Genomic DNA, 12,327 nt, shown 5'->3' on the forward strand with positions numbered 1-12,327 from the left:
CCACATTCTTCGTTCATCTCGGCTCCGGCGCGGGGGGCGCGGTGCTGTACTGGCTCACTCGCAGACCTCCCCGACCGAGAGTTCGACATGACGCCGCACGAGTACTTCGCACCCCAGCCCACTTCGACCAGCGAACTCCCCGACCCTGTACCGCTGCTGCGCAGCCTCACGCACGGTGTCCTCGAGGTTCTGGCCGGTGTCAGAGAGGTCGATCAGCTCGCCAGGTGGTTCAGTGAGGACGCGTTCCGCAGTCTGGTCACCCGGGCGAATCTCTCGGCGAGGGCTCGCAGTGCGCGCGGCGTCGCTCCCGCGCGACCGACATTCGAGATCAGGGCACTGAGAGTCACGGAACCGCTGGACGGCGTGATCGAGGCCGTCGTCGTGGTGGCCGGTCCTGGACGCACACGTGCGGTCGCCGTACGCCTGGAAGGCATCGATCGTCGCTGGCGCGCGACGTCGCTGGCCATTCTCTGAGGCATCTGACCGTAGGCTGGTCAGGTGTCAACCCTCAGTGATCTCGCCCATGCCCAGGGGCGCCTGAACGACAGCGATGTCGAATGGCTCCACCGACTCGCCGGCGACGGGCAGCTGCTCGCGGACCTCGCCTCCGCCGACATCGTGATCTGGATCCAGACCGACGACGGCTCCTTCATCGCCGTCGCGCACGCGAGGCCGAGCGGCGCCGCGACACTCTTCTACCGCGACATCGTCGGAGAGCGCGTGCGGCCGCAGTGGCGCACCCAGGTGCAAGGAGCCTTCGACTCCGCCGAGATCGTCGACTCCTCCTCGCCGGATTGGTTCGAAGAGACGCCCACGAGGGTGCGAGCCGTGCCGATCGTGAGCGTGCGCCGGGGCGTCGATGCCGGGTCCACCGTCATCGGCGTGGTCACCCGGCACACGAACCTCGGGGAGGTGCGAACGCCCTCGCGTCAGCAGATCACGTTCGACGAATGTGCGAACGATCTGTTCCGCATGATCGCCGACGGCAGTTTTCCCGACCTCACCGCACCGACCTCGCCGCGTCGAGGCGCACCGCGTGCCTCCGACGGCCTCATCCGCATCGACGTCGACGGGATCACCACCTTCGCCAGCCCGAACGCTCTCTCGGCCTTCAACCGCATGGGCTTCGACGATGAGCTCGAGGGGGAGTCCCTCGCCGAGGTCACGACCAGGCTCGTCCCTCCGTCGCGGCAGGTCGACGAGTCTCTCCCCGTGGTCGTCACAGGGCGCGCTCCCTGGCGCACCGACATCGAGGCCCGTGGTGTGACGGTGTCGCTGCGCGCCATTCCGCTGAAGGACCACGGCACGCGCATCGGTGCGATCGTGCTGTGCCGCGATGTCTCGGAACTGCGTCATCAGGAGCAGGAGCTCATCACCAAGGATGCCACGATCCGCGAGATCCACCACCGGGTGAAGAACAACCTGCAGACGGTGGCTTCGCTTCTGCGAATCCAGGCGAGACGCACGCACTCCGACGAGGCGCGCGACGCGCTCACTCAGGCCATGCGCCGTGTCGATGCCATCGCCGTGGTGCACGACACGCTCGCTCAGGGACTCACGCAGAAGGTCGACTTCGACGAGGTCTTCCACCGTGTGCTCAAGCTCGTGGCCGAGGTCGCCTCGGCACCGAGCACGCGTGCGCGCACGCAGTCGACCGGACGGTTCGGAGTACTGCCGAGCGAGTATGCGACACCGCTTGCGCTCGCGCTGACGGAGGTTGTGACGAACGCTGTCGAGCATGGCCTCGCCGGGCAGGAAGGCGTCGTGACGATCGACGCGAAGCGCACGGAGGAGAACCTTCGCGTGACGGTGCGGGACACCGGTCTCGGTCTGCCGGAAGGGCGTATCGGCCAGGGCCTGGGCACTCAGATCATCCGCACGCTCATCCAAGGCGAGCTCGGCGGAACGATCGAGTGGCACGGGAGCGAGGGCGAGGGCACCGAGGTGGTCATCGACATCCCGCTGCGCTGGCTCGACCGGTGAGACCGGGCGCTCCTGAGCAGACGAAAGCGGCCTGAGAGTCGATCTCAGGCCGCTTTCGGAAGATCAGGAGGCGCGGCGTGCGCGTGCAGCGCGACGCTTGAGAGCGCGGCGCTCATCTTCGGAGAGACCGCCCCAGACGCCCGAGTCCTGGCTGGTCTCCAGGGCATACTGCAGGCAGATCTCGGTGACCGTGCAGGTGGCGCATACAGTCTTCGCCTTCTCGATCTGATCGACGGCCGGGCCGGTGTTCCCCACGGGGAAGAACAGCTCGGGGTCGACAGTCAGGCAGGCGGCCTTATCGCGCCAGTCCATGGGGGCTCCTCGGTGTGGATTTCAAGAGATGTCGCGATGCGACCTCTCGGATTCGGGTAGTAGTTCGGGTTCCGCTACCCTGTTGAGATGCGGACGGAATGCCCGCGAATTGTGATGCGAGCGTGAATGCTCGCCCCACGCCGCTGTGGGAGCACATGACTTTCTCTATTCTGTTACATGAAAACCGTGAAATCAAGGGTTTTCTCTTCTTTCGATCCTTGGGAGACACCGTGCGCGCACCCGGAATCGCCCTCGCGGCCGCGGCGGTCCTCGCCCTCGAAGCAGTGGCGCTCCTCGTCTTCGCGGCGATCGAGCTCGCCGGTCTCGGTGCGGGTGACGCCGCATCTCTGCCCACGGCCCTTGCACTCATCGTGCTCACGCTGATCGGCGCCGCAGCGCTCGTGTCCTTCTCCGTCGGCACGCGCAGCGGGAAGTCATGGGCACGATCCGGGGGAGTGGTCTTCCAGGTGCTCGCCGTGGCTCTCGCACTCGCCTCGCTCACGCTGCAGCCGATCTCCTGGCCGTTCACCCTCGGGGTCGGGCTTCCCGGTCTGCTCGGTTTCGTGCTGCTGATCTCGAGCGCTCGTCGCGAGGGCCCTCAGCGCGCAGCGGAGTGACCTCGTAGGGCAGCTGACCCCTGACCCCTGAGTGCGCTGTCGCGCGGGTCAGGCGTCGATGCCGAGCTGCTTGCGCAGCCGTGCCACGTGGCCGGTGGCCTTGACGTTGTACTGCGCGAGGGCGATCTTCCCGTCTTCGTCGAGCACGAAGGTCGATCGGATGACGCCCTCCACGAGCTTGCCGTAGTTCATCTTCTCGCCCCACGCGCCGTACGCGGAGTGGACCGCATGGTCGGGGTCGCTGAGGAGCGGGAAGGTCAGCCCGTCGCGCTCGCGGAACTTGGTGAGCGTGGCGGGTTCGTCACGCGAGATGCCGATGACGCGGTAGCCGGCGCCCTGGAGCGACGAGATGCTGTCGCGGAAGTCGCAGGCCTCGGTGGTGCACCCGGGGGTCATCGCGGCCGGGTAGAAGTACAGGACGGTCTTCTGTCCGCGCAGGTCCTCGAGGCGGACGGTGTTCCCGTCTTGGTCGAGAAGGGCGAAGTCGGGGGCTGCGGTTCCTGGTTCGAGGCGCTGAGTCACGTCTTCAGCCTAACGGCCGGGCGCCTGCTCCGCCTTGTCCGCGAAGGTCTGCAGCAAGCGCTGCAGCGAGTCGAGTCGTGCGCGACCGGTTTCGCCCAGTTCGCCGCGCTCGGCCGCCTCGATGAGAGCGCAGTCCGGTGCGTCGGCGAGGTGGGTGCAGCCCCGGGGGCAGTCTTCGGCGATCACGGCGAGCTCTGTGAACGCTGCCAGGATGTTCGCCGGGTCCACATGGCCGAGCCCGAACGAGCGCACCCCGGGGGTGTCGATCACCCATCCGGTCCCGCGTTTCCCCTGGTAGCGCAGCGACACGGTCGACGACGACGTGTGCCGTCCACGACCGGTGACCTGGTTCACGTGGCCCGTGGCACGCAGAGCCGTCGGAACGAGCGCGTTGACGAGCGTGGACTTGCCCACTCCGGAATGCCCCACGAAAACGGTGGAGTGGCCGACGAGCGCGTCGCCGATCTCTTCGACGGGCATCTCGTCCTGTGCGCTCGTGAACACGCGCAGGTCGAGTCCGTCGAAGTGCGTCAAGAACTCGGTCGGGTCCGCGATGTCGGTCTTCGTGACGACGAGGAGCGGACGGATGCCCGCATCGAGCGCCGCGACGAGGTAGCGGTCGACGAGGCGTGCGCGGGGCTCCGGATCGGCGGCTGCGACGACGACGAGCATCTGATCGGCGTTCGCGACGATCACTCGCTCGACCTGATCGGTGTCGTCGGCGCTGCGTCGAAGCAGGGAGGTTCGATCCACGATGCCGACGATGCGGGCGAGCGTCCCCTCGTCCCCCGTCGTGTCACCGACCACGCGGGCCTGATCGCCGGTGACGATCGGCATGCGCCGCAGCTCTCGGGCCCTCGTGGTCGTGATCATGCGCTCCTCGGACGTCTCCTCGCCGAGCAGGACCGAGTACCGGCCCCGGTCCACCCCGAGCACTCGACCCACCTGGGCGTCGTCGTGCGCAGGCCGGCGTTTGGTGCGCGGTCGGTTCGCCTTCGGGTTGGGGCGGGTGCGGATGCTGCTCTCGTCGAAGTCCTCGAAGTCGTCTTCGAGGTCGTCGGCGTCGTCGAGCCAGCTCACCGTCAGCCCCGCAGCATCCGCTCCCAGAGCATCGTGAACTCCGGGAGGGTCTTCGCGGTGGTGCCGATGTCGTCGATCTCGACGCCGGGGACGCGCAGGCCGATGAGCGCTCCGGTGGTGGCCATACGGTGATCGTGATGTGCCGCCCAACTGCCTCCGTGCAGCGGGCGAGGGATGATGCGGAGCCCGTCCGGCAGCTCTTCGGCTTCGCCACCGAGCGCGCGGATGTTGCCGATCAACGCGGCGATCCGGTCCGTCTCGTGCAGGCGGATGTGCCCGATGCCGCGGATCGTCGTCGGAGACTCCGCGAAGGCGGCGAGGCCGACCAGGGTGGGGGTCAGCTCGCTGGCTGCGGAGAGGTCGAGGTCGAGACCTCGGATGCTGGAACTCGCGCGCACGGTGAGCGTGCCGCCGTGACGGCCGACGTGGGCCCCCGTGGCCTGCAGGATCTCCGGGAGGAGCGCACCCGGCTGGGTGGAATGTGCGGGCCAGCCCGTGATCGACACCGATCCGCCGCTGACGAGCGCAGCGGCGAGGAACGGCGCGGCGTTGGAGAGATCGGGTTCGATCGCGATCTCCTTGGCACGCGGCACGCCCGCTTCGACCAGCCATTCGCCGACCGCAGGACGCTCGATGCGGATGCCGCGACGGCTCAGCGCCTCGATGGTCATGTCGATGTGCGGAAGGCTCGGCAGGTGTTCACCGGTGTGCACGAGGTGCAGGCCGACATCGAAACGGGGAGCGGCGAGGAGGAGACCGGACACGAACTGGCTCGACGCGGAGGCATCGATCTCGACGCGTCCGCCGCGGATGCGGCCGTGGCCGCGGATCGTGAAGGGGAGGGACCAGGTGCCCTCATCGTCGATGTCGACGCCGAGGTCGCGCAGGGCGCTGATGAGCCCGCCCATCGGACGGTGGAGGGCGGTCTCGTGTGCGGTGAGATGCACGTCGTGCTCCGCGAGGCCCGCCAACGGGGCGATGAAACGCATGACGGTGCCGGCCTGGCCGCAGTCGATGGTGGTGCCGCCGCTGAGCTTCGCCGGCGTGACGACGAGGTCGGGGCCGAACTCGTGCCCGGCGTCCACCTCCTCGATCCCGACGCCGAGGGCGCGCAGAGCGTCGACCATGCGCGCGGAGTCGTCGGAGTGCAGCGGCGCGATCAGCCGGCCGGGACCGTCGGCGATCGCGGCGATCATCAGCTCGCGGTTCGTCAGCGATTTGGAGCCGGGGATCGTGAGCTCGGCGTGCACGGGCACGTCGGTCGTGGGCGCGGGATAGGCGCCCTGCACACGGGAGGGGGAATACCTGTTGGCGCTCATCGGTTCTCACCTTAGTAAACACAGGGAGCTTCGTCGTGAAAGACAGGCCTCCCCACCCGAAGGAGACAGCATGACGGCGACGTTGGAGCGCGAGGTGATCGACCTCAGCGGCCTAGACTGGCCGGTGATGGATGACACCGCAACCGCAGACACCGTCGGCGACCCTCGGCGAGAGTTCGAGGAGCAGGCGATCCCCTTCATGGATCAGCTCTACGCTGCCGCGATGCGTATGACGCGCAATCCAGCAGATGCCGCCGATCTCGTGCAGGAGACCTTCGTCAAGGCCTACGGGTCCTGGGCGACGTTCTCGCAGGGCACGAACCTCAAGGCGTGGTTGTACCGGATTCTCACGAACACGTACATCAACATCTACCGCAAGCGCCAGCGCGAGCCGTTCCAGGGCACGATCGACGAGCTTGAAGACTGGCAGCTGGGTGGCGCGGAGTCGACCACGGCGTCGCACAGCCGTTCGGCTGAGGCGGAGGCCATCGACCGGATGCCCGCGTCGGTCGTCAAGGATGCGCTGCAGGCCGTGCCGGAGGACTTCCGTCTCGCGGTCTATCTCGCAGATGTCGAGGGCTTCGCCTATCAGGAGATCGCCGACATCATGAAGACCCCCATCGGCACCGTGATGAGCCGCCTGCACCGTGGCAGGCGGATGCTGCGGGAGCTGCTGGCAGATTACGCCGCTGAGCGGGGCATCGCCGCGGCTGAGACGAGGAGCAAGAAATGAGCGACTGCGGCTGCGACAAAGCCCGTCAGGATCTGGAGGAGTATCTCCGCAACGAGGTGTGCAAGACCGAGCACACCGAGATCCGCGAGCATCTGGAGAACTGCCCGTCGTGTCGGGACGAGGCTCTCGTCGCCACCACCCTCACCGACGTGATCGCCCGTGCCTGCAAGGAGACCGCTCCTGAGGAGCTGCGCGATCAGGTTTTCGCCCGGCTGCGTGCCGTTCAAGCGACTCAGCACTGACCGCACGTCGGAGCCCGTCGGTAGTGTGGATGGATGACCTCCATCGATGCGCGAGACGTACCCGCTGACACCACCTCGACGGAAAGACTGGCCGGAGCCGACCTCGAGTACCGTGTCGTCGATCTGAGGGATGACGCGAGCGCTTCGGCTTTCGAGCGTGCTGTCGACCGCGGATTCCTCGGCCCGGACCCGAACGCCGAGATGCTGGCGCAGGTGCGCAAGACGTTCGCCGAACGACGAAACATCGGCGTGTACGAGAAGAACTCTCCGGCTGCCGCGCTGCCCGTGGCGACGATCAACGGCTGGGTCACCCCGCTCACCGTCCCCGGCGGGGGCGAGATCGAGATGTGGGCCATCAGCGTGGTGACGGTGTCGGCGACGCATCGACGCCGCGGGATCGCCAGAGCCCTTCTCGAGGGCGAGCTGCGCGCCGCGGCATCCGCCGGCGTGCCCGTCGCGGGCCTCACCGTGTCGGAGGCGACGATCTACGGGCGGTACGGCTTCGGTGCGGCGATCCCGGTCGCGCGCCACTCGGTCGACACCCGACGCGCGGGCTGGAGCGGACCGACGCCGCCTGGCACCCTCGAGTACATCGATCGCGAAACTCTCGCCGCCGACCTCGGTGCGGTGCACGAGCGTGCGCGGGGGAGAGCCTCGGGGCAGATCCCCGGGTGGGAAGGGCGATGGGAGGGGTATGCGGGAGTCTCACCCACCCCGGATCGCGACCAGGCTCGCGGCGTGCGCTATCGCGACGAGAACGGCGCGCTGCGCGGCGTCATGGCGTACACGGTCGGCGAGGCGGGCGGCACCTTCCGGTTCCGGATGGATGTGCGCCTGCTCGTCGCCGAGACGACTGAGGCGCGGACCGCGCTCTGGCGCTTCGCCCTGCAGCACGATCTCGTCGACGAGGTGGTCGCGGACCTCCGCCCGCTCGACGACCCGCTGCCGTGGCTGGTACACGACACCCGCGGGGTGAAGCAGGAGGTGCATGACCATGGTTGGCTGCGCATCCTCGACCTTCCGACCGCGCTGACGGCACGCCGCTACTCGGCTCCGATCGACATGATCCTTCGGGTGGAAGACGCGCTGGGTTTCGCGGACGGCGACTGGCGCCTGCGAGTGGACGATGCCGGTGCCGCGACGGTCGAGGCTGCGGCGGATGGGTCACAGGTCGATATCACGCTCGATGTGGCAGCGCTTTCCGCACTCTACGCCGGCGGAGTCCGTGCGGTGTCACTGCACGGCGCCGGTCGCATCGTGGCCGACAGTGCAGCGGTCGAGGCCTTCGACCGCGCACTTGTCGCCTTCCCCGCGCCGTCACTCGACATCTGGTACTGATCCGGAACTCACCGCAGCCCCGTGATCGGGGGTGAAACGGCCTCGCGCACGTGCGCGAGGCCGTTTCCTGTCGATTCCGATCGACAGGTAAATAACTAGAAAGCTCTTTACTAGAAAGAACCTTTACTATAACCTCGCCTCAGAGCGGATGCCCTTCCGCCCTGCTCGACTTCCGCAACGAAGCTCTTGAGACGAGGTTCCCATGCACGACAACCGCTGGAGGAAAACCCTTCCTCTCGTCGCCGGCGCCGCAGCGCTCGCCCTCGCATTGGCCGGCTGCACACCCGGTGGCAGCCCATCGGGTGGTGATCGCCCGCTCCGCATGTGGTCGGGGTCGATGACTCCGATCACGAACAACTTCAACCCGTTCGCGGTCGACACCGCGACGCACATGACGTTCGGGGCCATCTACGAGCCGCTGTTCTTCTTCAACCAGCTCTCAGACGATGAGCCCGTCGGCATGCTCGGCGACGCCTACGAGTTCAACGAGGACGGCACGGTCCTCACCGTCACGATCAAGCCCGACCTGAAGTGGAGCGACGGTGAGGATCTCACCGCCGAGGACGTCGCGTTCAGTCTCGGCTACGGCTCGAACCTCGACCCCGACATGGTGTCGGTGGAGGCCACCGACGGCACCACCGTCGTCGTGACCTACTCATCCCCGAAGTTCACCGCGACCTCGCTGATCCTCGGCTCGACCTGGATCATCCCGAAGCACATCTGGTCTGAGATCGACGACTACATGACCGAGACGAACCCGAAGCCCGTGGGCTCGGGGCCGTACACGCTCAAGTCGTTCACCGACGCCGCCTACACGCTCGAGGCGAACCCGCTCTTCCGCGACGGTGCTCCCGCGATCACGGAGGTGCAGGACATTGGCATCGACTCGAACCAGTCGTCCGAGGATCTGTTGAAGACCGGCAAGCTCGACTGGGTCGGCCAATTCATCGCCAATCCGGACGGGGTGACCTCCAACGGCCGCATCAGCACGATGAACCAGCAGCAGGACCCCACCGTGATCATGACCTGCGCGGATGCGTCGATGGGATGCGCCGGCGCGCAGACCGATCCCGCCGTGCGTCAGGCGTTGAACGTCGCGATCGACCGCGGCGCCATCAGCAGCAAGGCGTTCGCCGGCCTCTCCGGTGAGGCGTCGCCGAGCTTCGCGCTGCTCCCGCGCGACGAGAAGTGGTTGAGCGACCCCTCCCTCGCCGTCAGCCCGCAGGAGCCTGATGCCGCGACTGCGGAGGGGATCCTCGAGGCGGCCGGCTACACGAAGGGGAACGACGGCTTCTACGGCAAGGACGGAACGGCCATCGAGCTCGACCTCTTCTCTCCCGACGGCTGGACCGACTACAACGACGCGGCCAAGCTCATCAGCGCGCAGGCTGCGAAGGCCGGTATCCGCGTGAACGCGCGAACGGTCTCGGAGGCCGAGTACTGGACCCCGATCTCGACCGGAGAGTTCCAGCTCGCGCTCTACGGCATCACGCAGTCGCTGGTCGCGGATCCGTTCTCCAACTACGACCGCTACTTCACGACGACGGCGACGGCGAAGGTCGGGGAGGAGCCGACCAAGGGCCAGAACTACGCCCGCTACACGAACCCCGCAGTGGATGAAGCGGTGAAGCAGGCCGGGGCGACGCAGGACGAGGCGATCAAGAAGGACGCGTACGCGATCGTGCAGACCGAGATCGCCCGCGATCTGCCGTACATTCCAGTGGTGCTCAACGCCTCGCAGTCGTTCTTCAACACGGCGGACTTCACGGGATGGCCGACCGAGGACGACCTGTACGCGGCACCGCTGCCGTACCTGTCGACGGCGTCGGCTGTGATCCTTACCCACCTCCGTCCCGTCGAGAAGTAGGACCAGCACCCATGGATCGATCCATCGAGAGGAGAGGCTCGTGAAGTTCTGGATGCGCCGTATCGCGTTCTACATCATCACGCTGTGGGCCGCGATCTCCCTCAACTTCCTGCTGCCGCGGTTGCTCCCCGGCGACCCTGCCGCGATCATGCTGGGCAAGCTCCGGCGTGCGAACGGTGGCAGACCGCTGTCCGAGGAGACGATCAAGGCGATCACCTCGATCCTCGGCGCAGAGAAGGGATCGACGCTGTGGGATCAGTACCTCGCCTACTGGGGTCGGCTGCTGCACGGTGATCTCGGGGTCTCATCGACCCGATACCCGGCCCCAGTAGGCGAGCTCATCGCCGCGGCGCTGCCGTGGACGGTGACGCTCGTCGGAGCAGCCACCATCATTTCGTTCGTGCTCGGCATCATCGCCGGCGCCTGGGTCGGCTGGTTCCGGGGCACCTGGGTCGATCAGCTCGTGCCGATCACCACGTTCCTGCAGTCGATCCCGTACTTCTGGCTCGCTCTCGTGCTGGTCGCGGTGTTCTCCGTGCAGTTGGGCCTTCTCCCCATCATCGGCGGGTACGACGTGTTCGAGTTCCCCGCGGGACCGGAGTGGACGCCGGCGTTCTTCGCCAGTGCGTTCGTGCATGCCCTGCTGCCCGCAGCGACGATTGTGATCTCGTCCGTCGGCGGGTGGCTCCTCGGAATGCGGAACATGATGGTGCAGACGATGTCGGAGGACTATGTGCTCACCGCCGAGGCGAAGGGGCTGCGGCCCTCGCGCATCCGCACCGCGTATGCGGCGCGCAACGCCTCGATTCCGAGCCTGGCGGGTTTCGGCATCGCCCTCGGATTCGTCGTCGCCGGCTCGATCGTGACCGAGCAGGTGTTCAGCTATCCCGGTCTCGGAAAGCTGATGATCCAGTCTGTGCAGGGACTCGACTACGCCCTGATGCAGGGAGTGTTCCTCGTCATCACCCTCACCGTGCTGGCGGCGAACTTCCTGATCGACCTCCTCTATGGCTTCATCGACCCGAGAGTGCGCCGCGATGGCTGACCTGATCGTTTCCCCGTCCGAGTCCACACACGCCGTCGCCGTCGCGCGGACGGCCCGGTTGCGGGGCGGATTCCCGCGCCTCTCCGGAAAGCTCCTCGTCGGAGTGATCCTCCTCGGCGCGATCGTGCTCTTCGGACTGATCGGACCTCTGCTCCTCGGCGATCCGCGCGACGCGAGTTTCGACCCGTTGCTGCCGCCGAGCCCCGAACATCCGCTCGGCACGACCAAGCTCGGCTTCGACGTGCTCGCGCAGGTGGCGACAGGTACCCAGGGGTCGCTCTTCGTGGGCGCGGTCGCGGGGGTGGTCGCGCTGTTCCTCGCGCTGGTGTTCGGCGTCCTGGCCGGCTACTTCGGCGGTGCTCTCGACGAGACGCTGATGCTGGCGACGAACATCATGTTGGTGATCCCCGGGCTCCCACTGGTCATGGTGATCGCGGCGTACGTTCAGCACACCGAGGGACTCGGCGACCTCGCTCGCAGCTCGTTGCTGGTGGCTCTCGTGCTCGGCATCACAGGATGGGCGGGTTCCGCCGTGGTGCTTCGCGGCACCGCACGGTCCCTGCGTACCAGGGACTACGTCGCGGCGTCGGTCGTCGCAGGTGAGCGTCCGCTGCGGGTCATCTTCGTCGAGATCCTCCCGAACCTCGTTCCGCTGCTTGCGGCCCAACTCATCTTCGGTGTGATCTTCGCTGTCCTCGGCGAAGCGGGGCTCTCGTACCTCGGCCTCGGACCGACGGGATCCATCACCCTCGGAACGGTGCTGAACGATGCGCAGACCGGACAGGCCGTGGGAAGTGGAGCCTGGTGGTGGTTCGTACCGCCCGGTCTGATCATCGCGCTCATCGGGACCGCGTTGTCCCTGATCAACTTCGCGATCGACGAGATCGTGAATCCGAAACTGCGTCTGGTGCCCGTGGCCGCGCGACGGCAGCGTCGTGCCCGTCGTGCCGGTCGGGGCATCGGAGGAGAGGGAGCTGTCGCATGACCGAGAAGACGGCTGTTCTGACGGCGCGGAATGTGTCGATCGAGTATGAGGTGGATCCGCCGGTGAGGGCGGTGCGGGATGTGTCGTTGACGTTGAATCGTGGGGAGATTCTGGGGTTGGCGGGGGAGTCGGGGTGCGGGAAGACGACTCTCGCGTATGGGATGAATCGGTTGTTGAAGGCTCCGGCGTTGATGACGGGTGGGGAGATCGTGTTCCATGACCGGGATGGTCATGACATCGACATCGTCGGCCTGGACGGGGAAGGCCTCAGGGCGTTCCGGTGG

14 protein-coding genes are annotated in these 12,327 nt (G+C 67.0%); 10 read left to right on the plus strand and 4 right to left on the minus strand.

Annotated elements, in window-relative coordinates; translation table 11 throughout:
• The first annotated feature begins 87 nt into the window (after nt 1-87).
• Nucleotides 88-474, plus strand: a complete 387-nt coding sequence (locus tag ACFVWL_RS18755) for an Rv3235 family protein (protein ID WP_387186128.1) — start codon at nt 88-90, stop codon at nt 472-474.
• A 24-nt stretch (nt 475-498) separates the two neighbouring features.
• Nucleotides 499-1,983 (plus strand): sensor histidine kinase, encoded by a 1,485-nt coding sequence (locus ACFVWL_RS18760; RefSeq protein ID WP_387186131.1) that lies wholly within the window; start codon nt 499-501, stop codon nt 1,981-1,983.
• Between the two features lie 63 nt (nt 1,984-2,046).
• Here the strand turns inward: ACFVWL_RS18760 and ACFVWL_RS18765 are convergent, their stop codons facing one another.
• Complete coding sequence (locus ACFVWL_RS18765; RefSeq protein WP_017203224.1) at nt 2,047-2,295, minus strand: WhiB family transcriptional regulator; 249 nt, start codon at nt 2,293-2,295, stop codon at nt 2,047-2,049.
• 230 nt (nt 2,296-2,525) lie between these two features.
• On the opposite strand from ACFVWL_RS18765, the gene ACFVWL_RS18770 reads away from it, so the two are divergent.
• Nucleotides 2,526-2,912, plus strand: coding sequence for a hypothetical protein (locus tag ACFVWL_RS18770; RefSeq protein ID WP_387186133.1), 387 nt, complete (start codon nt 2,526-2,528; stop codon nt 2,910-2,912).
• A gap of 48 nt (nt 2,913-2,960) precedes the next feature.
• Here ACFVWL_RS18770 and bcp read toward each other — a convergent pair whose 3' ends face one another.
• Genes bcp through aroA form a run of 3 tightly spaced genes read right to left on the minus strand, consistent with a single transcriptional unit; the run spans nt 2,961 to nt 5,833 of the window.
• Nucleotides 2,961-3,434, minus strand: coding sequence for a thioredoxin-dependent thiol peroxidase (gene bcp, locus ACFVWL_RS18775; RefSeq protein WP_387186135.1), 474 nt, complete (start codon nt 3,432-3,434; stop codon nt 2,961-2,963).
• Between the two features lie 9 nt (nt 3,435-3,443).
• Nucleotides 3,444-4,514, minus strand: a complete 1,071-nt coding sequence (rsgA, locus tag ACFVWL_RS18780; RefSeq protein ID WP_387186137.1) for a ribosome small subunit-dependent GTPase A — start codon at nt 4,512-4,514, stop codon at nt 3,444-3,446.
• 2 nt (nt 4,515-4,516) lie between these two features.
• Complete coding sequence (aroA, locus tag ACFVWL_RS18785) at nt 4,517-5,833, minus strand: 3-phosphoshikimate 1-carboxyvinyltransferase (protein WP_387186139.1); 1,317 nt, start codon at nt 5,831-5,833, stop codon at nt 4,517-4,519.
• A gap of 70 nt (nt 5,834-5,903) precedes the next feature.
• On the opposite strand from aroA, the gene ACFVWL_RS18790 reads away from it, so the two are divergent.
• The 7 genes from ACFVWL_RS18790 to ACFVWL_RS18820 all read left to right on the plus strand — a co-directional run.
• Nucleotides 5,904-6,566 carry a sigma-70 family RNA polymerase sigma factor gene (locus ACFVWL_RS18790; protein ID WP_017831084.1) on the plus strand — a complete coding sequence of 221 codons (663 nt, stop codon included), beginning with the start codon at nt 5,904-5,906 and terminating at the stop codon, nt 6,564-6,566.
• Nucleotides 6,563-6,808, plus strand: a complete 246-nt coding sequence (locus ACFVWL_RS18795) for a zf-HC2 domain-containing protein (RefSeq protein WP_021199864.1) — start codon at nt 6,563-6,565, stop codon at nt 6,806-6,808. The genes ACFVWL_RS18790 and ACFVWL_RS18795 overlap by 4 nt, the downstream gene beginning before the upstream one ends.
• Nucleotides 6,809-6,841: 33 nt before the next feature.
• Nucleotides 6,842-8,146: a GNAT family N-acetyltransferase gene (locus ACFVWL_RS18800; RefSeq protein WP_387186142.1), complete on the plus strand. Its 1,305-nt coding sequence runs from the start codon at nt 6,842-6,844 to the stop codon at nt 8,144-8,146.
• 202 nt (nt 8,147-8,348) lie between these two features.
• Nucleotides 8,349-10,013 (plus strand): ABC transporter substrate-binding protein, encoded by a 1,665-nt coding sequence (locus ACFVWL_RS18805; protein WP_387186145.1) that lies wholly within the window; start codon nt 8,349-8,351, stop codon nt 10,011-10,013.
• Nucleotides 10,014-10,053: 40 nt separating this feature from the next.
• Nucleotides 10,054-11,058 carry an ABC transporter permease gene (locus ACFVWL_RS18810; protein ID WP_387186147.1) on the plus strand — a complete coding sequence of 335 codons (1,005 nt, stop codon included), beginning with the start codon at nt 10,054-10,056 and terminating at the stop codon, nt 11,056-11,058.
• Nucleotides 11,051-12,043, plus strand: coding sequence for an ABC transporter permease (locus tag ACFVWL_RS18815; protein ID WP_387186150.1), 993 nt, complete (start codon nt 11,051-11,053; stop codon nt 12,041-12,043). The genes ACFVWL_RS18810 and ACFVWL_RS18815 overlap by 8 nt, the downstream gene beginning before the upstream one ends.
• The coding region (locus ACFVWL_RS18820) for an ATP-binding cassette domain-containing protein (RefSeq protein WP_387186152.1) at nt 12,040-12,327 on the plus strand (288 nt) is incomplete at its 3' end. The genes ACFVWL_RS18815 and ACFVWL_RS18820, both read left to right, overlap by 4 nt.

It is taken from the genome of Microbacterium sp. NPDC058269 (assembly GCF_042881445.1).
Taxonomy (GTDB): domain Bacteria; phylum Actinomycetota; class Actinomycetes; order Actinomycetales; family Microbacteriaceae; genus Microbacterium.